This is a genomic window from Streptomyces sp. NPDC030862 (assembly GCF_055571835.1).
This window is the reverse complement of record NZ_JBVIEN010000002.1, coordinates 680,415-706,001: the sequence shown is the minus strand read 5'-3', so window position 1 is coordinate 706,001 and position 25,587 is coordinate 680,415. Positions and strand designations below refer to the sequence as shown.

The 25,587-nt window shown below is 71.7% G+C and carries 28 protein-coding genes and 5 tRNA genes; 7 read left to right on the top strand and 26 right to left on the bottom strand.

Going from position 1 to position 25,587, the window contains the following annotated elements:
• The first annotated feature begins 37 nt into the window (after positions 1 to 37).
• Positions 38 to 883 carry a CAP domain-containing protein gene (locus ACZ42X_RS07465; protein WP_468285263.1) on the top strand — a complete coding sequence of 282 codons (846 nt, stop codon included), beginning with the start codon at positions 38 to 40 and terminating at the stop codon, positions 881 to 883.
• A 4-nt stretch (positions 884 to 887) separates the two neighbouring features.
• Here ACZ42X_RS07465 and mutM read toward each other — a convergent pair whose 3' ends face one another.
• The 9 genes from mutM to ACZ42X_RS07420 form a co-directional block, all read right to left on the bottom strand.
• The gene (gene mutM / locus ACZ42X_RS07460) at positions 888 to 1,775 is read right to left on the bottom strand and encodes a bifunctional DNA-formamidopyrimidine glycosylase/DNA-(apurinic or apyrimidinic site) lyase (RefSeq protein ID WP_468285260.1); all 888 of its coding nucleotides are present in this window, start codon (positions 1,773 to 1,775) and stop codon (positions 888 to 890) included.
• Between the two features lie 92 nt (positions 1,776 to 1,867).
• Complete coding sequence (rnc, locus tag ACZ42X_RS07455; RefSeq protein ID WP_468285257.1) at positions 1,868 to 2,785, bottom strand: ribonuclease III; 918 nt, start codon at positions 2,783 to 2,785, stop codon at positions 1,868 to 1,870.
• Positions 2,786 to 2,793: 8 nt separating this feature from the next.
• Positions 2,794 to 2,967: a 50S ribosomal protein L32 gene (rpmF, locus tag ACZ42X_RS07450; RefSeq protein ID WP_030496967.1), complete on the bottom strand. Its 174-nt coding sequence runs from the start codon at positions 2,965 to 2,967 to the stop codon at positions 2,794 to 2,796.
• 2 nt (positions 2,968 to 2,969) lie between these two features.
• The gene (locus ACZ42X_RS07445; RefSeq protein WP_468285675.1) at positions 2,970 to 3,608 is read right to left on the bottom strand and encodes a YceD family protein; all 639 of its coding nucleotides are present in this window, start codon (positions 3,606 to 3,608) and stop codon (positions 2,970 to 2,972) included.
• A gap of 165 nt (positions 3,609 to 3,773) precedes the next feature.
• Positions 3,774 to 4,859: an ATP synthase F0 subunit B gene (locus tag ACZ42X_RS07440; RefSeq protein WP_468285254.1), complete on the bottom strand. Its 1,086-nt coding sequence runs from the start codon at positions 4,857 to 4,859 to the stop codon at positions 3,774 to 3,776.
• Between the two features lie 99 nt (positions 4,860 to 4,958).
• Entirely contained in the window at positions 4,959 to 5,438 is a 480-nt protein-coding gene (gene coaD, locus ACZ42X_RS07435; RefSeq protein WP_361428116.1) for a pantetheine-phosphate adenylyltransferase, read from the bottom strand.
• Between the two features lie 26 nt (positions 5,439 to 5,464).
• Positions 5,465 to 6,049, bottom strand: coding sequence for a 16S rRNA (guanine(966)-N(2))-methyltransferase RsmD (rsmD, locus tag ACZ42X_RS07430; protein ID WP_468285251.1), 585 nt, complete (start codon positions 6,047 to 6,049; stop codon positions 5,465 to 5,467).
• A 69-nt stretch (positions 6,050 to 6,118) separates the two neighbouring features.
• Positions 6,119 to 8,317, bottom strand: a complete 2,199-nt coding sequence (gene recG / locus ACZ42X_RS07425) for an ATP-dependent DNA helicase RecG (RefSeq protein WP_468285248.1) — start codon at positions 8,315 to 8,317, stop codon at positions 6,119 to 6,121.
• A 78-nt stretch (positions 8,318 to 8,395) separates the two neighbouring features.
• Positions 8,396 to 9,997, bottom strand: a complete 1,602-nt coding sequence (locus tag ACZ42X_RS07420) for a DAK2 domain-containing protein (RefSeq protein ID WP_468285246.1) — start codon at positions 9,995 to 9,997, stop codon at positions 8,396 to 8,398.
• 247 nt (positions 9,998 to 10,244) lie between these two features.
• Here ACZ42X_RS07420 and rpmB point away from each other — a divergent pair, with 247 nt between their 5' ends.
• On the top strand, positions 10,245 to 10,430 hold the full coding sequence (gene rpmB / locus ACZ42X_RS07415; RefSeq protein ID WP_064070327.1) for a 50S ribosomal protein L28: 186 nt from the start codon (positions 10,245 to 10,247) through the stop codon (positions 10,428 to 10,430).
• A 118-nt stretch (positions 10,431 to 10,548) separates the two neighbouring features.
• Here the strand turns inward: rpmB and thiD are convergent, their stop codons facing one another.
• Positions 10,549 to 11,343, bottom strand: coding sequence for a bifunctional hydroxymethylpyrimidine kinase/phosphomethylpyrimidine kinase (thiD, locus tag ACZ42X_RS07410; RefSeq protein ID WP_468285243.1), 795 nt, complete (start codon positions 11,341 to 11,343; stop codon positions 10,549 to 10,551).
• Entirely contained in the window at positions 11,340 to 12,302 is a 963-nt protein-coding gene (locus tag ACZ42X_RS07405; RefSeq protein ID WP_064070329.1) for a thiamine-phosphate kinase, read from the bottom strand. Before ACZ42X_RS07405 ends, thiD begins: the two co-directional genes overlap by 4 nt.
• A 227-nt stretch (positions 12,303 to 12,529) precedes the next feature.
• Between ACZ42X_RS07405 and ACZ42X_RS07400 the strand changes: the two genes are divergently transcribed.
• Complete coding sequence (locus ACZ42X_RS07400) at positions 12,530 to 12,763, top strand: Lrp/AsnC family transcriptional regulator (RefSeq protein ID WP_360979368.1); 234 nt, start codon at positions 12,530 to 12,532, stop codon at positions 12,761 to 12,763.
• 23 nt (positions 12,764 to 12,786) lie between these two features.
• Positions 12,787 to 13,299 carry a DUF3515 domain-containing protein gene (locus ACZ42X_RS07395; RefSeq protein ID WP_468285239.1) on the top strand — a complete coding sequence of 171 codons (513 nt, stop codon included), beginning with the start codon at positions 12,787 to 12,789 and terminating at the stop codon, positions 13,297 to 13,299.
• A gap of 57 nt (positions 13,300 to 13,356) precedes the next feature.
• Here ACZ42X_RS07395 and ACZ42X_RS07390 read toward each other — a convergent pair whose 3' ends face one another.
• From ACZ42X_RS07390 to ACZ42X_RS07380, 3 genes are all read right to left on the bottom strand, one after another.
• The gene (locus ACZ42X_RS07390; protein ID WP_361428126.1) at positions 13,357 to 14,505 is read right to left on the bottom strand and encodes a D-alanine--D-alanine ligase family protein; all 1,149 of its coding nucleotides are present in this window, start codon (positions 14,503 to 14,505) and stop codon (positions 13,357 to 13,359) included.
• Positions 14,506 to 14,567: 62 nt separating this feature from the next.
• Positions 14,568 to 15,635, bottom strand: coding sequence for an NAD(P)H-dependent glycerol-3-phosphate dehydrogenase (locus ACZ42X_RS07385; RefSeq protein WP_468285237.1), 1,068 nt, complete (start codon positions 15,633 to 15,635; stop codon positions 14,568 to 14,570).
• Positions 15,632 to 16,384 carry a lysophospholipid acyltransferase family protein gene (locus ACZ42X_RS07380; protein WP_361428130.1) on the bottom strand — a complete coding sequence of 251 codons (753 nt, stop codon included), beginning with the start codon at positions 16,382 to 16,384 and terminating at the stop codon, positions 15,632 to 15,634. Before ACZ42X_RS07380 ends, ACZ42X_RS07385 begins: the two co-directional genes overlap by 4 nt.
• Positions 16,385 to 16,507: 123 nt before the next feature.
• Here ACZ42X_RS07380 and cofC point away from each other — a divergent pair, with 123 nt between their 5' ends.
• Positions 16,508 to 17,218 carry a 2-phospho-L-lactate guanylyltransferase gene (gene cofC / locus ACZ42X_RS07375; RefSeq protein WP_468285234.1) on the top strand — a complete coding sequence of 237 codons (711 nt, stop codon included), beginning with the start codon at positions 16,508 to 16,510 and terminating at the stop codon, positions 17,216 to 17,218.
• A gap of 10 nt (positions 17,219 to 17,228) precedes the next feature.
• Positions 17,229 to 17,432, top strand: coding sequence for a hypothetical protein (locus tag ACZ42X_RS07370; RefSeq protein ID WP_361428134.1), 204 nt, complete (start codon positions 17,229 to 17,231; stop codon positions 17,430 to 17,432).
• A gap of 117 nt (positions 17,433 to 17,549) precedes the next feature.
• On the opposite strand, the gene ACZ42X_RS07365 is transcribed toward ACZ42X_RS07370, so the two are convergent.
• The 4 genes from ACZ42X_RS07365 to leuC all read right to left on the bottom strand — a co-directional run bounded on the left by ACZ42X_RS07365 (position 17,550) and on the right by leuC (position 20,944).
• Positions 17,550 to 18,206, bottom strand: a complete 657-nt coding sequence (locus tag ACZ42X_RS07365) for an HU family DNA-binding protein (protein WP_468285231.1) — start codon at positions 18,204 to 18,206, stop codon at positions 17,550 to 17,552.
• Positions 18,207 to 18,348: 142 nt separating this feature from the next.
• Positions 18,349 to 18,576: an SCO5555 family protein gene (locus ACZ42X_RS07360; protein ID WP_361428138.1), complete on the bottom strand. Its 228-nt coding sequence runs from the start codon at positions 18,574 to 18,576 to the stop codon at positions 18,349 to 18,351.
• A 343-nt stretch (positions 18,577 to 18,919) separates the two neighbouring features.
• The gene (gene leuD / locus ACZ42X_RS07355) at positions 18,920 to 19,513 is read right to left on the bottom strand and encodes a 3-isopropylmalate dehydratase small subunit (RefSeq protein ID WP_468285228.1); all 594 of its coding nucleotides are present in this window, start codon (positions 19,511 to 19,513) and stop codon (positions 18,920 to 18,922) included.
• 6 nt (positions 19,514 to 19,519) lie between these two features.
• Positions 19,520 to 20,944, bottom strand: coding sequence for a 3-isopropylmalate dehydratase large subunit (gene leuC / locus ACZ42X_RS07350; protein WP_468285225.1), 1,425 nt, complete (start codon positions 20,942 to 20,944; stop codon positions 19,520 to 19,522).
• Positions 20,945 to 21,130: 186 nt separating this feature from the next.
• Here leuC and ndgR point away from each other — a divergent pair, with 186 nt between their 5' ends.
• Positions 21,131 to 21,847 carry an IclR family transcriptional regulator NdgR gene (ndgR, locus tag ACZ42X_RS07345; RefSeq protein WP_355356330.1) on the top strand — a complete coding sequence of 239 codons (717 nt, stop codon included), beginning with the start codon at positions 21,131 to 21,133 and terminating at the stop codon, positions 21,845 to 21,847.
• Positions 21,848 to 21,963: 116 nt separating this feature from the next.
• Here ndgR and ACZ42X_RS07340 read toward each other — a convergent pair.
• From ACZ42X_RS07340 to ACZ42X_RS07305, 8 genes are all read right to left on the bottom strand, one after another.
• Positions 21,964 to 22,036: transfer RNA gene (locus tag ACZ42X_RS07340), tRNA-Glu, on the bottom strand.
• 24 nt (positions 22,037 to 22,060) lie between these two features.
• Positions 22,061 to 22,132 (bottom strand) — tRNA-Gln (locus ACZ42X_RS07335).
• A gap of 18 nt (positions 22,133 to 22,150) precedes the next feature.
• A tRNA-Glu gene (locus tag ACZ42X_RS07330) sits at positions 22,151 to 22,226 on the bottom strand.
• 60 nt (positions 22,227 to 22,286) lie between these two features.
• Positions 22,287 to 22,359 (bottom strand) — tRNA-Glu (locus ACZ42X_RS07325).
• Positions 22,360 to 22,380: 21 nt separating this feature from the next.
• A tRNA-Gln gene (locus tag ACZ42X_RS07320) sits at positions 22,381 to 22,452 on the bottom strand.
• 91 nt (positions 22,453 to 22,543) lie between these two features.
• Positions 22,544 to 23,272 (bottom strand): HAD family hydrolase, encoded by a 729-nt coding sequence (locus tag ACZ42X_RS07315; RefSeq protein WP_468285222.1) that lies wholly within the window; start codon positions 23,270 to 23,272, stop codon positions 22,544 to 22,546.
• Between the two features lie 26 nt (positions 23,273 to 23,298).
• Positions 23,299 to 24,771, bottom strand: a complete 1,473-nt coding sequence (gene gltX, locus ACZ42X_RS07310; RefSeq protein ID WP_468285220.1) for a glutamate--tRNA ligase — start codon at positions 24,769 to 24,771, stop codon at positions 23,299 to 23,301.
• Positions 24,764 to 25,552, bottom strand: coding sequence for a fumarylacetoacetate hydrolase family protein (locus tag ACZ42X_RS07305; RefSeq protein WP_468285217.1), 789 nt, complete (start codon positions 25,550 to 25,552; stop codon positions 24,764 to 24,766). The genes gltX and ACZ42X_RS07305 overlap by 8 nt, the downstream gene beginning before the upstream one ends.
• Positions 25,553 to 25,587: the final 35 nt, after the last annotated feature.

The following is a 25,587-nucleotide window of genomic DNA, read 5'->3' as shown; positions in this document are numbered from 1 at the left end:
CCATACGGGTGAGTTAGTCATCAGGAAGGCAGAGCAGATGGGACGCCACCGGAAGAAGCGGGCCGTGGTCCCCGTACGCACCGGTCTGCTCGGCGCCTCCGCCGCGGTGGCGGTGGGCGCCGTCGCCGTCGCCTCCGGGCTGCTGCCGGGCGGCGACACGTACAAGGTGGGCGGCGGCCCGTCCGCCGAGCACATCCGCACCGGGGCCCCGGAGCTGCGGACCCAGGGCGAGGCGAGCGCCACGCCCACCGGCCGCGCACCGGCCTCCCCGAGCCCGAGCCGGAGCGCCGAGCGCCCGCAGACGCCGTCGAAGACGCCCACGGCGAAGCCCACGCCCACCCCCAGCCCCACGAAGCCGTCGGCCACGCCGTCGAAGCGCGCGAAGGCCCCGGAGCCGTCGGCGTCCACGCAGCGGGCCACGCCGAAGAGCGCGAGCCCCTCCCGTACGGCCACGGCGACGCCCCAGCGGACCGTCGAGTCGACGACGGCCCGCGTGGCGAGCAAGGAGCGGGCCGCCGAGGCCGCCGTGCTGAGCCTCGTCAACGCCGAGCGCGCCCAGGTCGGCTGCAGCCCGGTCCGCCCCAACGCCGAGCTGGCCTCGCTGGCGGGGGCGTTCAGCCTCGACATGGCGCAGCGGAACTTCTTCTCGCACACGGACCCCGACGGGGACTCCCCCTGGGACCGTGCCGCGCAGGCCGGCGTGTCCGGCCTCGCCGCCGAGAACATCGCCCGCGGCCAGTCCGACGCCCAGGCGGTGATGGAGTCCTGGATGAACAGCGACGGCCACCGCGCCAACATCCTCAACTGCGACTACACGACGCTCGGCGTCGGCGTGCACTTCGCCGAGGGCGGCCCGTGGTGGACGCAGGACTTCGGCTTCTGAGCCGCTACGGCGCCACGGCGCGCGGCGGGCGCTGGCAGCGCGGGCAGAAGTAGCTGGACCGGTTCATCCAGGGGCGGCGGCGCATCGGGGTGCCGCAGCGGCGGCAGGGCTCGCCCTCGCGGCCGTAGGCGTCCAGGGAGCGGTCGAAGTAGCCGGACTCGCCGTTGACGTTGACGTACAGGCTGTCGAAGCTGGTGCCGCCGACGGCGAGCGCGGCCGTCATCACCTCCCGTACGTGGCCGAGGAGCTCGGCCGAGCGGGGGCGGGTGAGGGTGGCGGTGGGCCGGTCGTAGTGGAGGCGGGAGCGCCACAGCGCCTCGTCCGCGTAGATGTTGCCGACGCCGCTGATCAGCGACTGGTCGAGCAGGGCCCGCTTCACCGTCGTACGGCGCAGGCGCAGCGCGGTGTGGAAGGCGGCCTCGTCGAACTCGGGGTCGAGCGGGTCGCGGGCGATGTGCGCGATGGCCTGGGGCAGCCCCTCGGGGGTGTTCTCGTGGAGCGAGAGCCCGCCGAAGGTGCGCTGGTCGACGAAGCGCAGCTCGGTGCCGAGGGCGCCCGCGGCGGAGCCGCTATCCGAATCCGTGAAGCGGACGCGTATCCGCAGGTGCTTCTCGTCCGGGGCGTCCTCGGGCTGGACGAGCAGCTGGCCGCTCATGCCCAGGTGTCCGAGCACGGACGCGTCGGTCTCCTCCAGCGGCAGCCACAGGTACTTCCCGCGCCGCCGTGCGACACCGAAGCGCTGCCCCTTCAGCCGGGCCGCGAAGTCCTCGCCGCCCGCCAGGTGCCGCCGGACGGCACGGGGGTGCAGGACCTCCACCTCGCGGACGGTCCGCCCGCTGATCCAGCGCTCCAGGCCACGTCGTACGACCTCGACCTCGGGCAGCTCGGGCACGGGGCACCTCCGGTGGGCGATGTGGAGGGGGATACGGGGAAACCCCGCCGCACCGCGGAAACGGTGCGACGGGGGCAGAAGCGAGCAGCGGCTCAGGCCGTGGCCGAGTCCGCGGTGTGCGCGGCTTCGGGGACCGAAGAGGTGTCGGCGGCCTCTTCGGAGCCGGAGACAGAGCCGGAAACGGAGTCGCGGCCGGTGCCGGAGCCGCCGGAGGCGGAATCCGTGCCGGCTTCGGCCGCGGCCTTCGCCGCCGCCTCCCGCTCGTCCGCGGCGGCCCGGATGGCCCGCCAGGCGGACTCCGCGGCCTGCTGCTCCGCTTCCTTCTTGCTGCGGCCGGTGCCGGTGCCGTACGAGACACCACCGACGCGGGCAGCAGCAGTGAAGGTCTTCTCGTGGTCCGGTCCGGTCTCGGTGACCAGGTACTCCGGAACGCCGAGGCCCTCGGCCGCGGTCAGCTCCTGGAGGCTGGTCTTCCAGTCCAGGCCGGCGCCGAGGTTCGAGGACTTCTCGATCAGCGGGTCGAAGAGCCGGTGCACCAGCTCGGACGCCGCTTCGAGGCCCTGGTCGAGATAGACCGCACCGATCACCGCTTCGAGGGTGTCGGCGAGGATGGAAGCCTTGTCCCGGCCCCCGGTGCCCTCTTCACCCCGGCCCAGCCGGATGAAGGAGCCCAGTTCGAGGCCGCGGCCGACCTCCGCCAGTGCACGCGAATTGACCACCGCGGCCCGCAGCTTGGCCAGTTGGCCTTCGGGCAGGTCGGGGTGGGTGCGGTACAGCGTGTCCGTGACCACCAGGCCGAGCACGGAGTCCCCGAGGAACTCCAGCCGCTCGTTGGTGGGCAGACCGCCGTTCTCGTACGCGTACGAGCGGTGGGTCAGCGCACGCACCAGAAGGGCGGACTCGAGCTGATACCCGAGCCGCCCTTCCAGAAGCGTGTGGGACGAGGCCGTGTTCTCCGCCTGCTTCTTGGCGTCATCCGCCGTTTTGTGGCTAGACACGGTGCCTCTCACCAGCCCGCTCAGACCGAGAGGACCTGGCGCTTGTTGTACGTGCCGCAGCTGGGGCACGCGATGTGCTGCTGCTTCGGCTCCTGGCAACGCTCACACGAAACCAGGGTGGGGACCGCAGCCTTCCACTGCGACCGGCGGTGGCGCGTGTTGCTGCGCGACATCTTCCGCTTCGGAACAGCCACGGCTACTTCTCCTGCTTCTCGTCGACGCCCGGTTCGGCGCCGCTCATGTTGTCCTTCTCCCCGGTCCCGAGTGAACCGGCGAGTCCCTGCAGTGCCGCCCAACGGATGTCGACGGCGTCATGGTGGTGGTCCGGGTCGTCGTTCAGGCTGAGCCCGCAGTCGGGGCACAGGCCGGCACAGTCCTCCCGGCACACCGGCTGCAGCGGCAGTGCGAGCACCACCGCGTCACGCAGCACGGGCTCGAGGTCGAACATGCCGTCCTCGAGGGGGGTCATGTCCTCGTCGTCCTCGGCATCGTCGTCCGCGGCCGCCTTGCGGTGGCCCCGGTCATCGGTGTCGGGGTACGAGAACATCTCCTGGAAGTCCGCCACAACGTCCTGGTGCAGCGGCTCCAGACACCTTACGCACTCCCCCTCGGCGCGTGCACGGGCGGTGCCCGTGACGAGCACCCCTTCCATGACGGACTCGAGGCGGAGCTCCAGCTCGACCGGCGAGCCTTCGGGCACGCCGATGACCTCGGCGATCCCGAGGTCGGCGGGGGCCTGGACCGAGCGGGAGAGCCGCTGGAGGGCACCAGGACGCCGCCCCAGCTCGTGCGTGTCGAACACGAGGGGGTTGCGGTGGTCGAGGCGCGTACTCAGGGCTCTTCCTGCTTTCGGAAATCGTCTGGGGGGCGGCCCGGCATCAAGACTGACGCCGACGCGGGCACGCCGAATCGCGGATGTACTCGCGACCGAAGAGCCAGGATACTTGACGCTTCGCTCACAGCCCAATCCGGGGCCGTCCGCTCCGGATGCGCGGGCCGCTCAGCGCCCCTGCTCGTAGCGGCGCAGCTGCTCCATGTCGATCATGCTCGTGTCGAAGAAGCTGGTCTCGTCGAGCGCCGCGGCCTGCTGGCCGCTCTCCGGCACCGGCTGCGGCTGGTGCTGGGGCTGCTGCCCGTACGCGTACGGGTCGGCGTAGCCCTGGTCGTAGCCACCCTGCTGCTGGTAGCCGGCGTAGGGGTCCTGCTGCGGGTAGCCGTACGCCTCCTGGGGGGCGCTCTCGGGCACGTACGTATACGGGTCGGGCGTCAGGGCCGGGGCCGCCGGGACGGGCGGCGTGGCGGCCGCGGAGGCGGTGGAGGCCGCGACGGGCTGCCGGCGGGCCGGCTCGGGGTCGGCCAGCTCGGCGAGGCCGGCCAGGTAGTCCGCGTCGCTGGTGTGCCGCTGCTGGGGGAAGCCGGCCGCGTCCTGCGCCGCCATGTGGGCGCCGAGCTCGTCGGTGGCGATCCGGCCGTGCAGCTTCTGACGGCCGCGGCCGACGGCCTCCAGGGTCTTGGAGAGGACCGCCTCGAAGGCGCCGAGCTTGGCGTCGACGTACTCGTCGGCGCGGTGGATGAGGGTCTGCGGGTCGGCGCTGTACTCCGGGGCGTCGTCGTCGCCGAACCCCTGCGCGTCGACGCCCGGGCCCCGTCCGAGGAGCTTCTCGCGGCCGCGGTCGACGGAGCCGATGGTCTTGGTGAGGACGACCTCGAAGTTGGCCAGCTTGGAGTCGACGTACTCGTCGGCCTCGGCGCGGATCTCCTCGGCCTCGCGGCGGGCCTCGGCGAGGATGCGGTCGGCCTCCTCCTGGGACCGCCGGGCGATCTGGGTGTCGGAGATCAGCGAGCCGCGCTCGGCGTGGGCGGCCTCGATGATCCGCTCGGCCTCGGCGCGGGCCTGCTCGACCAGCTGCTCACGGCCGCCGATCAGCTCCTGGGCCTGGGCCAGGGAGCCGGGCAGGGCCTGGCGGACCTCTTCGAGCATCGCGAGCAGCTCGGCGCGGTTGACCACGCAGGAGGCCGACATGGGCATGGAACGGGAGTTCCTGACCGTCTCGACGATCTCGTCGAGCTTCTTCTGCACGTCCACCGTGTGCTCGCCACTCTCTACAGCCGGGTTGGAGACGGACGGGTCGACTGTACGGCCAGAGGGCACGGCCCCGACAGCGGGTGACGGGACGTCAGTCGCTCACTGCCCGCGCAGGCGCCGCACGAGGGCCTCGTGGACCACCGGGGGCAGCAGGTGCGAGACGTCACCGCCCCAGGCGGCGACCTCCTTGACCAGGGAGGAGGAGAGGAAGCTGTAGGTCGGGTTGGTCGGCACGAAGAGGGTCTCGACGCCCGAGAGGCCGTTGTTCATCTGGGCCATCTGGAGCTCGTAGTCGAAGTCGCTGACCGCGCGCAGGCCCTTGACGATCGCGGGGATGTCGCGTTCCTTGCAGAAGTCGACGAGCAGGCCGTGGTGGGACTCGACCTTGACGTTCCCGTAGTCGCTCGTCACCTGGCGGATGAGGTCCATCCGTTCCTCGACGGTGAACAGGCCCTTCTTGGACTGGTTGATCATCACCGCGACGTGCACGACGTCGTACAGCTTGGAGGCGCGGGCGATGATGTCGAGGTGTCCGTTGGTGATGGGGTCGAACGACCCCGGACAGACTGCGCGGCGCAACTGAAGTCCCTCGCTCCCAGGTCCGGTCATCGTGCGTCTTCGCACGGAGAGGCGGCGCGACCGTACCAAAACGTTCCCTCGCCGTAGCGACGGGACCGCAGCGGCTCGAAACCGTCCGGCCAGGGGAATTCCCCGCCTCTGGTGCTGCGCTCCACGGTGACGAGCGCATCGTCCGCGAGCCAGCCCTGCGCGCGGAGTGTGAGGAGTATCTCCCCAAGATCGCCATCGGCGACGGCGTAGGGCGGGTCGAGGAAGACGACGTCGTACGGCGTCGTCGGCGCCGGTCCCGTCACGATCTGTTCGGCTTTGCCGTGGCGGGCCTCGGCGCCGGGCAGGCCCAGACCGCGGACGTTCTCCCGGAGGGTGCGGGCGGCCCGGGCGTCGGCCTCGACGAGCAGGGCGTGGGCCGCGCCGCGTGAGAGCGCCTCCAGGCCGACGGCGCCGGAGCCGGCGTACAGGTCGGCGACCCGGATGCCGTCGAGCGTGCCGAGGAGCGCCTCCCAGGTGGAGAAGAGGCCCTCGCGCGCCCGGTCGGAGGTGGGGCGGGTGCCCTGGCCCGGGGGCACCGCCAGGCGGCGTCCGCCGGCGACGCCGGCGATCACGCGGGTCATCTCGGTCCTTGTCGTCGTCCCTGGTGGTCTGTGTCTCCACGATATGGGCTCGGGCCGCATGTGCACGGGTCAGCCCTTCTCCAGAAACTCCTCCCGCTCCTTGTCGACCAGCGCGTCGAGCGCCGTGCGCAGCTCGGGCAGGTGCTCCAGGTCCGGGTCGGCGGCGACGACCGCGGCGGCCTCCTCGCGGGCAGCGGCGATGATCTCCTCGTCCTCGATGACGGCGAGCATGCGCAGGCTGGAGCGCGCACCGGACTGGGCCTGGCCGAGGACGTCGCCCTCGCGGCGCTGTTCGAGGTCGATACGGGAGAGCTCGAAGCCGTCGAGGGTGGAGGCGACGGCGGCGAGGCGCTGGCGCGCGGGGCTGGCCTCCGGCATGTCGGTGACGAGGAGGCACAGGCCGGGGGCGGAGCCGCGGCCGACGCGGCCGCGCAGCTGGTGGAGCTGGGAGACGCCGAAGCGGTCGGCGTCCATGATGACCATGGCGGTGGCGTTGGGGACGTTGACGCCGACCTCGATGACGGTGGTGGCGACCAGGACGTCGGCCTCGCCCGCGGCGAAGCGGCGCATGACGGCGTCCTTGTCGTCGGGGGCCATCCTGCCGTGCAGCACCTCGACGCGCAGTCCGGCGAGCGGGCCCTTGGCGAGCTGGTCGGCGACCTCCAGGACGGCGAGCGGGGGCCGCTTCTCCGCGTCGTCCTCGGGGGACTTCCTCTTGGGCTGGGCCGCCTCGTCGAGGGAGTCGCCGATCCGGGGGCAGACGACGTACGCCTGGTGGCCGTTCTCCACCTCCTCGCGGACCCGCTCCCAGGCGCGGGCCAGGAAGTGCGGCTTGTCGGCCGCCGGGACGACGTGGCTGGCGATCGGGGAGCGGCCGGCCGGGAGCTGGTCGAGGACGGAGGTCTCCAGGTCGCCGAAGACGGTCATCGCGACCGTGCGGGGAATGGGCGTGGCGGTCATGACCAGCAGGTGCGGGGGCTGCTTGCCCTTGCCCCGCAGGGCGTCGCGCTGTTCGACGCCGAAGCGGTGCTGCTCGTCGACGACGACGAGGCCCAGGTCGTGGAACTGGACCTTGTCCTCGATCAGGGCGTGGGTGCCGATGACGATGCCGGCCTCGCCGGTGACCAGGTCCAGCAGCGCGTGGCGGCGGGCCGCGGCGCCCATGGAGCCGGTGAGCAGCACGACCTTGGTGCCCTGGTCGGAGCCGCCCAGCAGCCCCGCTTCCGCGAGGTCGCCCATCATCTCCGTGATGGAGCGGTGGTGCTGCTGGGCGAGGACCTCGGTGGGGGCCAGCATGGCCGCCTGGCCGCCCGCGTCGACGACGGCGAGCATGGCGCGCAGGGCGACCATCGTCTTGCCCGAGCCGACCTCGCCCTGGAGGAGGCGGTGCATGGGGTGCTCGGTGGCCAGGTCGTCGAAGATCTCGCGGGAGACCTTCTCCTGGCCCTCGGTGAGCGTGAACGGCAGCCGGGCGTCGAAGGCGTCCAGCAGCCCGCCGGGCGCCGGTTTGCGGGCGACGGCGGGCAGTTGGGTGTCGGCGTACCGGCGGCGGGCGAGGGCGACCTGGAGGACGAACGCCTCGTCCCACTTGAGGCGGTCGCGGGCCTCGGCGACGTCCGCCTTGGTGCGCGGCCGGTGGATCTTGCGCAGGGCGTCCGGCAGGGCGGTGAGCCCGCGTCCCTCGCGCAGCCGGGGCGGCAGCGGGTCGAGGGCCTCCGCCGCGCTGGGCAGGACGGCGTCGACCGCCTTGGCGATCTTCCAGGACTCCAGCTTGGTGGTGGCGGGGTAGATCGGGATGAGCGCCCCCGCCCAGCTGTCCACGGCGCTCTCGCCCTCCTCGCCGCGCAGCAGTTCGTACGCGGGGTGGGCGAGCTGCGTCTTGCGGTTGAAGACGGAGACCTTGCCGGCGAACATCGCGCGGGTGCCCGGCAGCAGGTCCTTGTGGGGCTTGTGGACGCCCTTGCCGAAGAAGACCAGCTGGAGGCGGCCGCTGCCGTCGGTGATGGTGACTTCGAGCCGCTGGCCGCGTCCCTTGGCGCCGTTGAAGGTCAGCAGGCGCGCGTCGGCCACGCGGGCCACCACGGTGACGTGCTCGTCCAGCGGCAGGTCGGCGAGGGTGGTGAGCTCGCCGCGCTCGGCGTACCGCCGCGGGTAGTGGTGCAGCAGGTCGCCGACGGTGTGCAGGTCGAGGTGCTCGGCCATCACCTTGGCGGTGGCGGCGCCGAGCTGTTTCTTCAGTGGTTCGTCGAGGGCTGACACGTCTCCCATTGCACACCACGGCACTGACAGCCGGGCACACCTGTGGACGGACGCGCTGTTCGGCGCGGTCCGGGCGCTGTGCGCGGGCTATTCGACGCCGATCAGCAGCAGCGGGGCCTGCGGGCCGCCGGAGTAGGTGACCGTGTCGACCGCCAGGTGCGTTTCGCGGACGTGGGTCTCCAGGCGGCGGGCGAGGGAGTCTGGGGCGTCCTCGGCGACGACCAGGGTGACCAGTTCGCCGCCCCCCGAGAGCATCCGGTCCAGGACCGTCTCGGCCGTGGCGGCCACGTCGTGGCCGATGACCGCCACGTCGCCGTCGATGAGGCCGAGGACGTCACCGGCCTGGCAGACGCCCGCCGAGGTGAAGGAGCGGTGCTCGGCGACGGCCAGTTCGCCGTAGCGGGTGGCGCCCGCGGCGGCGGTCATCGCGACCACGTCCTCGTCGAAGCGGCGGTCCGGTTCGTGGACGGCGAGGGCGGCGATGCCCTGGACGGCGGCGCGGGTCGGGACGAGCGCGACCCGGATGCCCTGCGCGCGGGCCTGTTCGGCGGCGGCCGCGGCGGTGTGCCGGAGCTCGGCGTCGTTCGGCAGGAGGACCACTTCGCGCGCGTGGGCCCGGCGGATGGCGTCGAGGAGCTCCCCGCTGGCGGGCGGTTCGCCGGGCCGGGCCAGTACGGTCGTGGCGCCCGCCTCGGCGCAGAGCGCCGCGAGGCCCTCGCCGGGCAGGACGGCGACGACGGCGCGCCCCGCGCGCTCCTGGGGCGCCTGGGTGCCGGGCGTACCGAAGTGGGTGATCCGGATCCGGTACGGGCGTCCCGCCTCGACGCCGGCCTCCACGGCCGCGCCCGCGTCGTCGACGTGGACGTGGACGTTCCACAGGCCGTCGCCGCCGACGACGACGAGCGAGTCGCCGAGCGCGTCCAGCCGGTCGCGCAGCCGTGCCACGGCCGTGTCGTCGGCCTCCAGCAGGTAGATGACCTCGAAGGCGGGCCCGCCGTCGCCGCAGGGCTCGTCGGGTGCGGCCACGGCCGCCCTCGGCGCCCGTACCGGTCGCGTGGACGGCCGCTCCCGCACCGGCTGGCCCGAGACCGCCTCGACCAGCGCTCCCAGCACCGTGACCAGCCCGCGCCCGCCCGCGTCCACGACTCCGGCGCGCTCCAGCACGGCGAGCTGCGTGGGTGTGCGCTCCAGCGCCGTGCGCGCCCCCTCGTACGCGGCGCGCGCCACCGCCACCACGTCCGCGCCGTCCGGAACGGTCGAGTCCGCCGCCGCGGAGGCCACGCTGAGGATGGTGCCCTCGACCGGATGGGCCACGGCCTGCCGCGCGGAGGCGGCCGCCAGGCGCAGCGCCCGTGCCAGGTGATCCCCGTCACGGCCCTCGGCCAGTACCTCGCTCATGCCGCGCAGCAGCTGCGCCAGGATCGTCCCGGAGTTGCCCCGCGCCCCGATCAGCGCGCCGTGCGCCATGGCCCGTACGGCGTCGGCGAAGTCGGGCGCGGCGATGGCGGTGAAGACGGCGTCCACCGCCTGGGAGGCGGATTCGACGGTGAGGTAGAGGTTGGTGCCGGTGTCCCCGTCGGCGACCGGATAGACGTTGATCGCGTCGATCTCCTCGCGCTCCCGGCCCAGCGCGTGCAGCGCGAGTGAGCACCAGGTACGCACCACGGTGGAGTCGAGAGTCTGCGGCACCGGGGCGGTCCTCCTTGGCTAAGGGCCTGGGGCTGCACCGCAGGGTAGACCCCGTCCGGCACCCGGGCCCCACGCGGGGGCCGGGCGGGCCGTGGTAGTTTCGTTGTACCGAAGCGGCCGTTGTATGCTGCTCCGGTTGCCCGATGAAAATCGGGCCGTACCCCCGGCAACGCCACTTCAGTCACCAGATCTGATTCCGGCTCGCCGGATTTCACTGTAAGTGCATCTGAAGTCTTTGGAGTGACCCGTGGCTGCCAACTGCGACGTCTGCGGCAAGGGGCCGGGCTTCGGCAACAACATCTCGCACTCGCACCGCCGTACGTCCCGTCGCTGGAACCCGAACATCCAGCGCGTGCGTGCCGTGGTCAGTGGGACGCCGAAGCGGCTCAACGCCTGCACCTCGTGCATCAAGGCCGGCAAGGTCTCGCGCTAATACCGGCGACGTGTCGTCGTAGCGCAGCCTCTGCGGTTGCCTTGAAAAGCCGGTCCACCTCGGTGGACCGGCTTTTTGCCGTACCCGCTGCCGTACCCGCTGCCGTACCCGCGGGACGTCAGCGCAGGCGCCACCCGTGGTCGACCGGGCCGATGCCGCCGCCCAGCGCGAACCCGGCCGCGATGGCGCCGGTCACGTACTCCTTCGCGGCCCGTACGGCCTCCGGCACCGCGAGGCCCTTGCCCAGGCCCGCCGCCACCGCCGAGGCGAGCGTGCAGCCCGTGCCGTGGGTGTGCCGGTTGTCGTGCCGGGGCGCGCGCAGCCAGTGCTCCTCGGAGCCGTCCGTGAGCAGGTCCACGGCGTCACCGGAGAGGTGACCGCCCTTGATCAGCGCCCAGCGCGGCCCGTACTCCAGTACCGCCGCGGCGGCCCGCCGCAGGTCGTCCTCGCCCTCCACGGTCACGCCGGTGAGCTGGGCGACCTCGTCCAGGTTCGGCGTCGCCACCGTCGCGACGGGCAGCAGCCTCGTCCGTACGGAATCGAGCGCGGAGGCCGCCAGCAGGGAGTCCCCGTGCTTGGAGACCCCCACCGGGTCGACCACCACGGGCGCGTCCGTCCCGGCCAGCAGCTCCGCCACCGCGTCCACCAGGGGCGCGGACGCCAGCATGCCGGTCTTCACGGCCTGGACACCGATGTCGTCCACGACGCTGCGGTACTGGGCGCGGACCGCCTCCACGGGCAGCTCCCAGGCGCCCTGCACGCCCAGGGAGTTCTGCGCGGTGACGGCGGTGATCACGCTCATGCCGTGGACGCCGAGCGCCAGCATGGTCTTCAGGTCGGCCTGGATGCCGGCGCCGCCGCCGGAGTCGGAGCCGGCGACGGTCAGGACGTTCGGGAGGGCGCGGCGGGTCACTCGCCCTCCCCGAAGTGGTCCCAGCCGCCCTGGGTGTGCCACGGGGCGCCGTCGACGGTCACCTGGGGCAGGGCGGACGGGTTGAGCACCTCGCCGATCACCTTCCAACGCGCGGGCAGCTTCACGTCCGGCGGGAAGGTGGCGACGATGGCGTGGTCCTCGCCCCCGGTGAGGACCCACTGCATGGGGTCGACGCCGACGGCCTGCCCGATGTCGTTCATCTGGGTCGGGATGTCGATGAGCCCGGAGCGCAGGTCGATGCGGACCTTGCTGGCCTCGGCGATGTGACCGAGGTCGGCGATCAGACCGTCGCTGACGTCGCACATGGCGGTGGCGCCGAGCCCGGCCGCCGCGGGGCCCGCGTGGTAGGGCGGTTCGGGCCGCCGGTGCGCCTCGACGAAGGCGCGCGGCGAACGGAAGCCGCGCGAGAGGACCGCGTAGCCGGCCGCCGACCAGCCGAGCCAGCCGGTGTACGCGACGACGTCCCCGGGCTGCGCGCCGCCGCGGGTGACCGGCTCGTGGTTGCGCAGGTCGCCGAGGGCGGTGATGGAGACGGTGATGGTGTCGCCGCGGACGACGTCGCCGCCGACCACCGCCGCGCCCGCCACCTGGCACTCGTCGCGCAGGCCGTCCATGAGCTCGGTGGGCCAGGTCACCGGGAGTTCGGCGGGCACGACCAGGCCGAGCAGCAGCGCGGTCGGTACGGCGCCCATGGCTGCGATGTCCGCCAGATTCTGCGCGGCGGCCTTGCGGCCGACGTCGTAGGCGGTGGACCAGTCGCGGCGGAAGTGCCGTCCCTCCAGCAGGATGTCCGTGCTGGCCACCACGCGCCGGTCGGGCGCGGCCACGACCGCGGCGTCGTCGCCCGGCCCGATCCGTACCGCCGGGGTGGAGGTGAGCCGGGAGGTGAGCTCCCTGATGAGCCCGAACTCGCCGAGCTCTCCGACAGTGCCCTTCACCGAGGTTCACCTCTCCATGTCGTCGTGGACGCACCGTGCGACGGGTCGCGGCCCGTCGTCGCTCTCGGTACCGTCACGTAGGTCAAGTAGACCGTCAACTGTTCCGTGCCTGTACGCCGACCGTGCACGCCACCGGCCGCGCAGGTCTCCCCGCGGCCCGCGGCGACGCGGTACCGTGGCGTCCCTTTCTCTTTCCACAAGATCCTCGTGGCCGCCCTGGAGGTTCCGTGGTTCAGGCGTACATCCTTATTCAGACCGAGGTGGGCAAGGCGTCGACGGTCGCCGAGACCATCTCCAAGATCCCGGGGGTGATCCAGGCCGAGGACGTGACGGGCCCGTACGACGTGATCGTGCGCGCCCAGGCCGACACGGTCGACGAGCTCGGCCGCATGGTCGTCGCGAAGGTCCAGCAAGTCGAGGGCATCACCCGCACTCTGACCTGTCCGGTCGTGCATCTCTAGCCCCCGTCTACCCTTGGCCGGTGATGTCTCGACACCGGTCCTCGCCCTCCCCGTCCGTCACCGCCGTCCGCGGCGCCCTGGCGGCCGTCGCCGCCGCCGCAGTCCTGCTGGCCTCCGCGGGCTGTTCCGCCTTCGGCGACGACGCCGGGCCGTCGGTCGCGGTTCCCCGCCCGTCGGCGGAGGAGGCGGCCGTCTGCCGGGCGCTGGACAAGGAGCTGCCCGCGACCGTCGCCGGACTCGACCGGAGTGATCCGGAGCCGGATTCGGAGCTGACCGCCGGATGGGGGGACGGGGCGATCGTACTGCGCTGCGGCGTCCCGCGGCCCGCCAGGATGAGCGACTACAAGGCGCAGGGGGTCGAGGCGGACGGCGTGAACTGGCTGCTGGAGTCGCGCGAGGGCACCGGGCCGCGCTTCACCTCCACGTACCGCAAGGCGTACGTGGAGGTGTCGCTGGACGAGCGGTACGTGCACGACGCCGGCCCGCTGGCGGCTTTCGCCGCGCCGGTGAAGAAGGCCGTCCCGCCGAGCCTGTGAGGCGCCCGGCGGGCTCCTGCCCCGGGCCGGTCAGCGTGGCCCGCTCACGCGGAACGGTCAGCGCAGGCCGGTCGAGCGGTTCAGCGCGGCCTGGATCAGCCGGTCGATCAGCTCCTGGTAGCCCACGCCGCTCGCCTCCCACATGCGCGGGTACATCGAGATCGGCGTGAAGCCGGGCATCGTGTTGATCTCGTTGATGACGAACTCGCCGTCGTCGGTGAGGAAGAAGTCCGCGCGGACCAGGCCTTCGCAGGAGACCGCCTCGAACGCGGCGATCGCGAGCCGCTGCACCTCGGCGGTCTGCTCCGGGGTGATCGGGGCGGGCACCACACCGGAGGCCGAGTCGATGTACTTGGCCTCGAAGTCGTAGAACTCGTGGTCGGTGACCGGCGGGATCCAGGCGGGCGCGCTGGCGCGCGGGCCGTCCTCGAACTCCAGCACGCCGCACTCGATCTCGCGGCCGGTGAGCAGCGCCTCCACGAGGATCTTGGGGTCGTGGCGCCGCGCCTCCTCGATGGCCTCGTCGAGCCGGGAGGGGTCGTCGACCTTGGTGATGCCGAAGGAGGAGCCGGCCCGGGCGGGCTTCACGAACAGCGGCCAGCCGTGCTCGTCGGCGAAGCGGAGGATCCTGTCGCGGGCGGCGGAGGGGTCCTGCGCCCACTCGCGGGGGCGGATCACCTCGTACGGGCCGACGGGCAGCCCGTACGACTGGAACACCCGCTTCATGTACTCCTTGTCCTGGCCGACGGCCGAGGCGAGCACGCCGGCGCCGACGTAGGGCACCCCGGAGAGCTCCAGCATGCCCTGGAGCGTGCCGTCCTCGCCGTACGGGCCGTGGAGCATCGGGAAGACCACGTCGACGTCGCCGAGCGCCTTGGGCACGGCGCCCGGCTCGCTGTAGACGACCTCGCGGCTGCCGGGGTCGACCGGGAGGACGACCGTGCCCTCGGCCGACTCGGTGAGGTCGGCGACGCTCGGCAGCGCGCGGTCGGCGATGGCCATCCGCTCCGGCTCGTCGGCGGTCAGCGCCCAGCGGCCGTCCGTGGTGATGCCGATGGGCAGCACGTCGTACTTGCTCCGGTCGATGGCGCGCAGGATGGCGCCGGCGGTGACGACGGAGATGGCGTGCTCGGAGCTGCGGCCGCCGAAGACGACGGCCACGCGCGGCTTGCGCCCGGGGCTGGTGGGGAGGTTCTCGCTGCTCATATCGCGATGAGCGTACCTGCTCCCTCCCCCCGCGTCAGCGACCGAGTGGCCGTCTGTTCGGGTCAGCGCCGCTCGGGCTTGGCGGCGCGCGACATCAGCTCCTTGAGGGCGACGATCGGCGGCTTGCCCTCGTGGACGATGCCGACGACGGTCTCGGTGATGGGCATGTCGACGCCGTGGCGCCGGGCCAGATCCAGCACGGACTCACAGGACTTGACGCCTTCGGCGGTCTGCTTGGTGGCCGCGGCGGCCTCCTCGAGGGTCATGCCCTTGCCGAGGTTGAAGCCGAAGGTGTGGTTCCGGGAGAGGGAGGAGGAGCAGGTGGCGACGAGGTCGCCGAGGCCGGCGAGGCCGGAGAAGGTGAGCGGGTCGGCGCCCATGGCCATGCCGAGCCGGGTGGTCTCGGCGAGGCCCCGGGTGATGAGGGAACCCTTGGCGTTGTCACCGAGGCCCATGCCGTCGGCGATGCCGACGGCCAGCCCGATGACGTTCTTCACGGCGCCGCCGAGTTCGCAGCCGATGACGTCGGTGTTGGTGTACGGGCGGAAGTACGGGGTGTGGCAGGCGGCCTGGAGGCGGCGGGCGACCGCTTCGTCGCGGCAGGCGACCACGGCGGCGGCCGGCATCCGGGCGACGATCTCCTTGGCGAGGTTGGGGCCGGTGACCACGGCGATGCGGTCCGGGGAGACGTCGGCGACCTCCTCGATGACCTCGCTCATCCGCTTGGCCGTGCCCAGTTCGATGCCCTTCATCAGGGAGACCAGGACCGTGCCGGGGGCCAGCTTGGGGGCCCAGTCGGCGAGGTTGCCGCGGAGGGTCTGGGAGGGGATGGCCAGGACCGCGAAGTCGGCGCCGTGCGCCGCTTCGGCGGGGTCGGTGGTGGCGCGTACGGAGTCGGGGAGCCGGGCGCCCGGGAAGTAGTCCGGGTTGGTGCGGGTGGTGTTGATCGCGTCGGCGATCTCCCGGCGGCGGCCCCACAGGGTCACCTCGCAGCCGGCATCGGCGAGGACCATGCCGAAAGCCGTGCCCCAGGAGCCGGTTCCGAAGACGGCCGCCTTGACGGGCGCCTTCTCCGGCGCACCGGCGGGTGCCTGCCGCGGGGCCGGGCCTGCCGAGTCGGGGTGTGTCACTTCGCTTCCTCCCCTGCGGCCCTGCGCCGCTGTTCCAGGCGGGCCTTGCGGTGGTCGTACGGCTGGTCGGGGGCCTTCTCCCCGCGGACCTCCTCCAGCAGGGAGGTGATCGCCGCCATGATGGCCTCGGTCGCCTCGCGCAGTACCTCGGGCGTGGGTTCCTTGTCGTAGAACCGGTCGAGGTCGACGGGCGGCCCGGCCTGCACGATCAGCGTCTTGCGCGGGAAGAGGCGGAGCTTCTTCTCCTTGGCGTACGGCGGCATCGCCAAGTTGGCGCCCCACTGGGCGACCGGGATGACGGGCACCTTGGTCAGCAGGGCGACGCGCGCGGCGCCGGTCTTGCCGGCCATCGGCCACATGTCGGGGTCGCGGGTCAGGGTGCCCTCGGGGTAGAAGGCGACGCACTCGCCGCGCTCGATGGCGGCGACGGCGGCGCGGAAGGCGTCCAGGGCGTTGGTCGTCTCGCGGTAGACGGGGATCTGTCCGGTGTTGGTCAGCATCATGCCGACGAAGGAGCCCTTGAAGAGCCCGGCTTTCGCCAGGAAACGCGGGACCCGTCCGGTGTTGTACTGGTAGTGGGCGTACGACAGCGGGTCCAGATAGGAGTTGTGGTTGACCGCGGTGATGAATCCGCCCTCGGCCGGAATGTGCTCCATTCCCCGCCAGTCCCGCTTGAACAGAACCACCAGTGGTGGTTTTGCGATGACCGCCGCCAGGCGGTACCAGAAGCCGATTCTGCGGCGGGACACTCGGACACCTTCCTCTGGGCTGCTTTGCCGGGGGTCAAGTGTCGCCCCAGGCCCCTGGTCTGTCGAGAACACCGTACGCCCCGCCTCGGACAGCGACCGTCCGGGCTGTGGACAATGGGCGCGATGCGCAAGGACGGAGAGCTCCCCGCGAACACCACCGGACCGGCCGGTCCGACCGGCCCCTGGTCCCTGGTCGTACCCCTGAAACCCCTGCCGCTGGCCAAGAGCAGGCTCGCCGACGCCGTCGGCCCCCTGCTCAGGCCCCGGCTCGCGCTGGCGTTCGCGCAGGACACGGTGGCCGCGGCGCTGTCCTGTCCGGCGGTGCGGGATGTGGTGGTCGTCACGGACGATCCGCTGGCGGCGGAGGCGCTGGGTGCGCTGGGGGCCGCCGTGGTGCCGGACACCCCGGCCGCGGGCCTGAACGCCGCACTGGCGTACGGAGCGGACGTGGCCCGCGCGCGGCGCCCCGGCGCTCCGGTCGCGGCCCTCAGCGCGGATCTGCCGGCGCTGCGCCCGGCGGAGCTGGGCCGGGTCCTGGGAATGGCGGGGCAATTCCCGCGGGCATTTCTGACGGATGCCGCCGAAATCGGTACGACATTGCTGGCGGCCGCGCCCGGAATGGAATTGCGCCCGGCTTTCGGCGGCGCGTCCAGGCTCCGCCATTTGTCGACGGGCGCGGTGGAAATTCCGCCGGCCGGCGTGGTGTCCGTACGCCGGGACGTGGACACCGGCGCGGATCTGCGGGCCGCCCTGGAGCTCGGCGTGGGCCCGCGTACCGCCGAACGCTGGCCCGTGGGCGAACCTCCGGCCCGCGTCGTGCGAGCGGGCGGATAGGCTGCGGTCCATGCAGGCCACCGCGTACACGTACGACCCCGAATCCCGCAGCGGCAGCGTCCTCCTCGACGACGGTACGCCGGTGCCCTTCGCCGCCCCGGCCTTCGACGCCGGCGGTCTGCGGCTGCTGCGTCCGGGGCAGCGGGTACGGATCGAGACGGAGGGCGAGGGCGACTCCCTCCGCATCACGCTGATCACACTGCAGACGTTCTGACCGACCGGACCTGACGTCCGGGCCTGGCCGACCGGGCCTTCGACGACGCACCGCGGGCCGGGCTCCCCTTCTGGGAGCCCGGCCCGGCGCGTGAGGGGCCCGGTGGGCCTGCGGCGCTTACTTGCGCGCGGCGGTGGTCTTCTTGGCGGTGGTCTTGCGGGCCGTCGTCTTCTTGGCGGGGGCCTTCTTCGCGGTGGCCTTCTTCGCCGGCGCGGTCTTCTTGGCGGCGGTGGTCTTCGCCGGGGTCGCCTTCTTGGCCGCCGCCGTGGTGGTCTTCTTGGCGGGGGCCTTCTTCGCGGTGGTCTTCTTCGCGGCGGTGGCCGTGGTCTTCTTCGCCGGGGTCGCCTTCTTGGCGGCCGCCGTCTTCTTCGCCGCGGCGGCGGTGGTCTTCTTGGCGGCGGCCTTCTTGCCCACGGCCTTGGCGATGGTGGGCGGCGCGCCGGAAAGGCTGCCCTTGGGCGCCTTCTTGACCGCCACCTCGCCGCCCTTGGGCAGCTTCTTGGAGCCGCTCACCAGGTCCTTGAAGCCCTGACCTGCGCGGAAGCGGGGAACCGAGGTCTTCTTCACCCGTACGCGCTCACCGGTCTGCGGGTTGCGGGCGTAGCGGGCCGGACGGTCCACCTTCTCGAACGAGCCGAAGCCGGTGACCGAGACACGGTCACCGGCGACCACGGCACGCACGATCGCGTCGAGCACCGCGTCGACGGCATCGGCGGCCTGCTGGCGACCGCCCATCTTGTCGGCAATCGCTTCTACGAGCTGCGCCTTGTTCACGTCTTCCCCTTCGGAGACATTGCCGGAACGAAAGTGTTCAAGCTTTTTCGCACGTTAGGCAGATATATACCGCAAATCAAACACGAAACGGGCTAATCACCCTAGTGCCGCAACGAAGTAGGCGGCTGCGGAGTTCGGAGTGTTAGTCACCTTCAGGGAATCGGCCCTCGTCGAGGTCCTTCATCAACCGGTCCAGGCGCTGTGCGGCGCCTGCGAGATCGTGCTTCGCCGCCGCCGTGATGGCCAACAGCTTCCGGGACAGCGCCATCCTTACGCCCTCCGGGACTTGCAGTGCGCGCACGCGGGTGTGCGCTTCTTTCAGTCGGGCTGCGACCGCCTCGTAGAGCTGGAGTTGGCTGTCGCGTTCCATGCACCGATTGTGCCATCTGGGGCGAGTTGTCGCCTCCGTAGGGGGTAACTGTCATGCCCCAACGGCCTTTCACCGCTTGCCCGGACGGCATTCGGGTACCCCCGGGCCGGACGCCAAACCCCCTTTGTACGGGGGGAGTTGGGGTGCGCCGCGCCGCACCGGAAAGGCGGCGCCGGAGAAGCCGCGACACACGCGGGAGGTGTCAGCCGGATGGCCCCGCGCACGTCATTCCACTGCCCGGCAAGGTCACTTTCACGCCAACCTGGAGGGGCCGCCGGAGGGCGCACACACCGGTGCCCCCGGCCGTCGATCGGCCGGGGGCACCGGAAGGGGGCGTGGTGGGTCAGACCGGGAGGGTCCGCGGCTTGTACGCGGGGCGCTTCGCCTCGTACGCCGCGATGTCGGACTCTTCCCGCAGGGTGATGCTGATGTCGTCCAGGCCGTTCAGCAGTCGCCAGCGGGCGTTCTCGTCGAGCTCGAAGTCGGCGACGATGCCCTCGGCGCGCACCTGGCGGTCCTGCAGGTCGACGGTGATCTCGGCCTGCGGGTCGGCCTCGGTGAGCTCCCACAGCGCGTCCACGACCTTCTGGTCGAGGACGACCGTGAGCAGGCCGTTCTTCAGCGAGTTGCCGCGAAAGATGTCCGCGAAGCGGGACGAGATGACGGTCTTGAAACCGTAGTTCTGCAGCGCCCAGACGGCGTGCTCGCGCGAGGAGCCGGTGCCGAAGTCGGGGCCGGCCACCAGGACGGTGGCGCCCTGCCGCTCGGGGCGGTTGAGGACGAACTCGGGGTCCTTGCGCCAGGCCTCGAACAGCCCGTCCTCGAACCCGTCACGGGTGATCTTCTTCAGCCAGTGCGCCGGGATGATCTGGTCGGTGTCGACGTTGCTGCGACGCAGCGGAACGGCCCGGCCGGTGTGGGTGGTGAAGGCTTCCATGGTTGCTCAGACTCCGGCGGTCGCGGGGGCTTCGGACAGGTCGGCGGGCGAGGCCAGATGGCCCAGCACCGCGGTGGCGGCGGCGACCTGCGGCGACACCAGGTGGGTGCGGCCGCCCTTGCCCTGCCTGCCCTCGAAGTTGCGGTTGGAGGTGGACGCGGAACGCTCACCGGGCGCCAGTTGGTCGGGGTTCATGCCCAGGCACATGGAGCAGCCCGCGTGCCGCCATTCGGCGCCGGCCTCCTTGAAGACCTTGTCCAGGCCCTCCTCGACGGCCTGCAGGGCCACCCGGACCGAGCCGGGGACCACCAGCATCCGTACGCCGTCGGCGACTTTGCGGCCGTCCAGGATGCCCGCCGCGGCGCGCAGGTCCTCGATGCGGCCGTTGGTGCAGGAGCCCACGAAGACGGTGTCGACCTTGATGTCGCGCAGCGCCTGCCCGGCGGTCAGCCCCATGTACTCCAGGGCCTTCTCCGCCGCCAGCCGCTCCGAAGCGTCTTCGTACGAAGCGGGGTCGGGGACGTTCGCCGAAAGCGGGGCGCCCTGGCCGGGGTTGGTGCCCCAGGTGACGAACGGGGACAGCGCGGCGGCGTCGATGACGACCTCGGCGTCGAAGACGGCGTCGTCGTCGGTCTTCAGCGTCTTCCAGTACGCGACCGCCGCGTCCCAGTCCTCGCCCTGCGGGGCGTGCGGGCGGCCCTTCAGGTAGGCGAAGGTGGTCTCGTCCGGGGCGATCATGCCCGCGCGGGCGCCGGCCTCGATCGACATGTTGCAGATGGTCATCCGGGCCTCCATCGAGAGCTTCTCGATGGCGGAACCGCGGTACTCCAGGACGTAGCCCTGGCCGCCGCCGGTGCCGATCCGGGCGATGATCGCCAGGATCAGGTCCTTGGCGGTGACGCCCTCGGGCAGCTCGCCCTCCACGGTGATCGCCATGGTCTTCGGGCGGGCCATGGGCAGCGTCTGGGTGGCCAGCACGTGCTCGACCTGGGAGGTGCCGATGCCGAACGCCAGAGCGCCGAAGGCGCCGTGCGTGGAGGTGTGGGAGTCACCGCAGACCACGGTGGTGCCCGGCTGGGTCAGGCCCAGCTGCGGTCCCACGACGTGGACGACGCCCTGCTCGACGTCGCCCAGCGGGTGCAGGCGGACCCCGAACTCGGCGCAGTTCTTGCGCAGGGTCTCCAGCTGCGCCCGGGAGACCGGGTCGGCGATGGGCTTGTCGATGTCGAGGGTCGGCGTGTTGTGGTCCTCGGTGGCGATGGTGAGGTCGAGCCGCCGCACCTGCCGGCCCGCCTGGCGGAGCCCCTCGAAGGCCTGGGGGCTGGTCACCTCGTGCAGCAGGTGCAGATCGATGTAGAGGAGGTCGGGCTCGCCTTCGGCGCGCCGGACGACGTGGTCGTCCCAGACCTTCTCCGCGAGAGTCCTACCCATCGCTTTCCCTCCGGCCGGCGTCTTGGGCCGGCACCTCTAGAGATCTGTGGGGCCCGCGTCCGTACCCCGTTCCACGTGCCGGACGCCGGCTTGGGACCCGTTGGTCCGCGGGCCGTGAGTACAGGGTCGCAAGTTCCCTGGAAAATTGAACTTGCGTTTCACAGAGTGAGACGTGAATATCGTTGCATGGACAACTCTAGCGGCGTCGGCGTTCTCGACAAGGCAGCTCTGGTTCTGAGCGCCCTGGAGTCCGGTCCGGCCACCCTCGCCGGGCTGGTCGCGGCGACCGGGCTCGCACGACCCACGGCACATCGCCTTGCCGTGGCACTGGAACACCACCGGATGGTGGCGAGGGACATGCAGGGCCGGTTCATCCTCGGACCGCGGCTGGCGGAGCTCGCCGCCGCGGCCGGTGAGGACCGCCTGCTGGCCACGGCCGGACCGGTACTGACTCATCTGCGTGACGTGACCGGGGAGAGCGCGCAGCTCTACCGGCGCCAGGGCGACATGCGCATCTGCGTCGCCGCGGCGGAGCGGCTGTCCGGTCTGCGGGACACCGTGCCGGTCGGCTCCACGCTCACCATGAAGGCCGGCTCCTCGGCCCAGATCCTCATGGCCTGGGAGGAGCCGGAGCGGCTGCACCGCGGCCTCCAGGGCGCCCGCTTCACGGCGACGGCCCTGTCGGGCGTACGGCGCCGCGGCTGGGCCCAGTCGATCGGCGAGCGCGAGCCGGGCGTGGCGTCCGTCTCGGCGCCCGTCCGGGGCCCGTCGAACCGCGTGGTGGCCGCCGTGTCCGTGTCGGGCCCGATCGAGCGTCTGACGCGCCACCCGGGGCGTATGCACGCCCAGGCGGTCATCGACGCGGCCGCCCGCCTGACCGAGGCGCTGCGCCGCTCCGGCTGATCCTGCTTCCCTCTCCGACCCCGCCGCTTCAACGCCGCAGCGGTGGGGTGGAGTTGTCCCTTCTCACCAGGAACGCGAAGAAGCCCTCCCCTGCTGGGGAGGGCTTCTTCTGTGCGTACCCCCGACCGGATTCGAACCGGCGCTACCGCCTTGAGAGGGCGGCGTGCTAGGCCGCTACACAACGGGGGCAAGATCTGTACGCTGTACGATCCGCTGGCCTACCTGGACTCGAACCAAGACTAACTGAACCAGAATCAGTCGTGCTGCCAATTACACCATAGGCCACTGGTGGTTTAGACCAGTTGGTACCCCCGACCGGATTCGAACCGGCGCTACCGCCTTGAGAGGGCGGCGTGCTAGGCCGCTACACAACGGGGGCCCTAGCGATCCTGCATCGTGACCATGGGAGCTACCCAGGCGGTCACGCGGGAAGGATCTGTACCCCCGACCGGATTCGAACCGGCGCTACTGCCTTGAGAGGGCAGCGTGCTAGGCCGCTACACAACGGGGGCTTTGCAGATGAGCTCTGCGAGCTGGCCTACCTGGACTCGAACCAAGACTAACTGAACCAGAATCAGTCGTGCTGCCAATTACACCATAGGCCACCAAAACTCAACCCCCTTGCGAGGGTTTTGTTCGGGTTACGCTCTGGAGTTTCGGGCTTTTCGGCCCGCTCCCCTCGGCGCAGGAAGAACATTACCCGAAGGTGTCCTGGGCTCCAAAACGGGTATCGCCGCGCAGCCTGCGGAGCAGCCCGGGGAGCTGGTCGAGGCCGGTGATCCTGATCAGCTCGGGCCGCCCGCCGACCCCCGTGCGATCCAGCCATATGCCCTTCAGGCCCGCCTCGACGGCGCCCCGGGCGTCGATGTCGGGCTGGTCCCCCACGTACGCCACCTCCTCGGGCGGCAGGTTCATGACGTCGCAGGCGGCGTGGAACGCCTCCGGCGCGGGCTTGGCGACGCCCAGCTCGACCGCGCACAGCAGTGCCTCGAACCGGTCGCGCACGCCCAGGGCCCGCAGCTTGCGGTCCTGGTTGTGGATGCTGGAGTTCGACAGGACGGCGTGGCGGTAGTCGGCCGCCAGGACGTCCAGCACGGGCAGGGTGTCCGGGAAGAGCACCCAGGCGGCCTCGTAGTGCCGCAGGTACCGCTGGAACCACTCGTCGGCCTCGGCGTCGCTCAGCGGCCGCCCCACGAAGTCGCGCACCCGGTCCCGGCGCTGGTCCTCGAAGGCCACGCCACCGGCCTCGAAGCGGCGCCAGTGGTGCGTGGTGAGCTCCTTCCAACGACCGAGGGCCTGGTCGACGGAGTCGTATCCGTCCACCAGGCCCTCGGCCTTCAGATGGTGCAGCATTCCGGCGCGGTCGGCGCTGGCGTAGTCGAAGATCGTGTCGTCGATGTCCCAGAGGACCGCGCGGATCGGCATGTCCCGACGGTACCGCCGGGACGGGGTCAGGCGCCGAGCTTCGCCAGGGCCGCGTCGATGCGGGCCAGCGTGCGGTCCTTGCCGAGGATCTCCAGGGACTCGAAGAGCGGCAGGCCGACCGTGCGGCCGGTGACCGCGACGCGGACCGGGGCCTGGGCCTTGCCGAGCTTGAGGCCGTGCTCCTCGCCGGCGGCGAGGACGGCCTCCTTGAGGGACTCGGGGCTGGTCCAGTCCGCCGCCTCCAGCTTGGCGCGGGCCGTGCGCAGCAGGGCGTCGGAGCCCTCCTTCATGGCCTTCTGCCAGGACGCCTCGTCCTCGACGGGCTCCGGGAGGAAGAGGAAGTCGACGTTCTGCGTGATCTCGGAGAGCACGGTCAGACGGGTCTGGGCGTGCGGCGCGATGGCCTCCCAGGCCGCGCGGTCGAAGTCCTCCGGGGCCCAGGGGGCGTGCGGGGCGCGCAGCCAGGGCTCGCAGGCCTCGGCGAACGCCTTCACGTCCAGGCGGCGGATGTGGTCGGCGTTGATCGCCTCGGCCTTCTTCAGGTCGAAGCGGGCCGGGTTGGCGTTGACGTCCGCGATGTCGAACTTCTCGACCATCTCGGGGATGGTGAAGACGTCCTGGTCGGCGGAGAAGGACCAGCCGAGGAGCGAGAGGTAGTTCAGCAGGCCCTCGGGGAGGAACCCGCGCTCCCGGTAGAGGTTCAGCGAGGCCTGTGGGTCGCGCTTGGAGAGCTTCTTGTTGCCCTCGCCCATGACGTACGGCAGGTGGCCGAAGGCGGGGATGGTCTTGGCGACGCCCAGTTCCATCAGCGCCTTGTAGAGGGCGATCTGGCGCGGGGTGGAGGAGAGCAGGTCCTCGCCGCGCAGGACGTGGGTGATCTCCATCAGCGCGTCGTCGACGGGGTTGACGAGCGTGTAGAGGGGGGCGCCGTTGGCGCGGACGATGCCGTAGTCCGGGACGTTCTCCGGGGTGAAGGTGAGCTCGCCGCGGACCAGGTCGGTGAAGGTGATCGGCTCGTCGGGCATCCGGAAGCGGACGATCGACTCGCGGCCCTCCGCCTCGTACGCCGCCTTCTGCTCGGCGGTGAGGTCGCGGCACGTGCCGTCGTAGCCGGAGGGCCTGCCGGCGGCGCGGGCGGCCTCGCGGCGCTCGTCGAGCTCGGTGGCGGTGCAGTAGCAGCGGTACGCGTAGCCGCCGGCGAGCAGCTTGTCGGCGATCTCCCGGTAGATCTCCATGCGCTGCGACTGGCGGTACGGCGCGTGGGGGCCGCCGACCTCGGGGCCCTCGTCCCAGTCGAGGCCGAGCCAGCGCAGCGAGTCGAGGAGCTGGTGGTAGGACTCCTCCGAGTCGCGGGCCGCGTCGGTGTCCTCGATGCGGAAGACCATGGTGCCCTGGTGGTGCCGGGCGAAGGCCCAGTTGAACAGGGCGGTGCGGACCAGGCCCACGTGGGGGTTGCCGGTCGGCGAGGGACAGAAACGTACGCGGATCGCGTTAGCCACGCTTGATCACCTTGTTGGTGAGAGTGCCGATGCCTTCGATGGTGACGGCGACCTCGTCGCCGACGTTGAGCGGTCCGACTCCGGCCGGGGTGCCCGTGAGGATGACGTCGCCGGGGAGCAGCGTCATGGCCTCGGTGATGTGGACGACCAGGTCCTCGACCGAGCGGATCATGTCGCTCGTACGACCCAGCTGGCGCTGTTCGCCGTTGACCGTGCACTGGATCGTGAGGTCGCCCGGGTCGAGGTCGGTCTCCACCCAGGGGCCGAGCGGGCAGGAGGTGTCGAAGCCCTTGGCGCGGGCCCACTGCTTCTCGCGCTGCTGGACGTCGCGCGCGGTGACGTCGTTGGCGCAGGTGTAGCCGAAGACGACGTCCTTGACGCGCTCGCGCGGGACCTCGCGGCACATGCGGCCGATCACGACGGCGAGCTCCGCCTCGTGGTGGAGCTCGTTCGAGAAGGTGGGGTACTCGATGGCGTCGCCGGAGCCGATCACCGAGGTGGTGGGCTTGAAGAAGGCGACGGGGACGTCGGGGACCTCGTTGCCGAGCTCCGCGGCGTGCTCCGCGTAGTTGCGGCCGATGGCCACGACCTTGTTCGGGAGGACGGGCGGCAGGAGGCGGACCTTGCTCAGCGGGACCTTGGTCCCGCTGAGTTCGAAGTCCCCGTACGGAATACCCTTGATGATGTCGAGGACGAGACCGCCCTCGGTGCCGGGGGCGGCGTCGCCCTCGACCGCGCCGAAGGCGACATTGCCGTCGATGGAGAACCTGGCGATGCGCACGGGATGCCGTGCCCCTTACTTCCGCTGGTGACTGG

Bases quoted from the DNA above. Each gene is read 5' to 3' on its own strand.
- ACZ42X_RS07465 (WP_468285263.1), top strand. From the start codon at position 38: ATGGGACGCCACCGGAAGAAGCGGGCCGTGGTCCCCGTACGCACCGGT.
- rsmD (WP_468285251.1), bottom strand. From the start codon at position 6,049: ATGACCCGCGTGATCGCCGGCGTCGCCGGCGGACGCCGCCTGGCGGTG.
- recG (WP_468285248.1), bottom strand. From the start codon at position 8,317: ATGGGAGACGTGTCAGCCCTCGACGAACCACTGAAGAAACAGCTCGGC.
- ACZ42X_RS07395 (WP_468285239.1), top strand. From the start codon at position 12,787: ATGTCTCGACACCGGTCCTCGCCCTCCCCGTCCGTCACCGCCGTCCGC.
- ACZ42X_RS07390 (WP_361428126.1), bottom strand. From the start codon at position 14,505: ATGAGCAGCGAGAACCTCCCCACCAGCCCCGGGCGCAAGCCGCGCGTG.
- cofC (WP_468285234.1), top strand. From the start codon at position 16,508: ATGCGCAAGGACGGAGAGCTCCCCGCGAACACCACCGGACCGGCCGGT.
- ACZ42X_RS07370 (WP_361428134.1), top strand. From the start codon at position 17,229: ATGCAGGCCACCGCGTACACGTACGACCCCGAATCCCGCAGCGGCAGC.
- ACZ42X_RS07360 (WP_361428138.1), bottom strand. From the start codon at position 18,576: ATGGAACGCGACAGCCAACTCCAGCTCTACGAGGCGGTCGCAGCCCGA.
- leuD (WP_468285228.1), bottom strand. From the start codon at position 19,513: ATGGAAGCCTTCACCACCCACACCGGCCGGGCCGTTCCGCTGCGTCGC.
- leuC (WP_468285225.1), bottom strand. From the start codon at position 20,944: ATGGGTAGGACTCTCGCGGAGAAGGTCTGGGACGACCACGTCGTCCGG.
- ndgR (WP_355356330.1), top strand. From the start codon at position 21,131: ATGGACAACTCTAGCGGCGTCGGCGTTCTCGACAAGGCAGCTCTGGTT.
- ACZ42X_RS07315 (WP_468285222.1), bottom strand. From the start codon at position 23,272: ATGCCGATCCGCGCGGTCCTCTGGGACATCGACGACACGATCTTCGAC.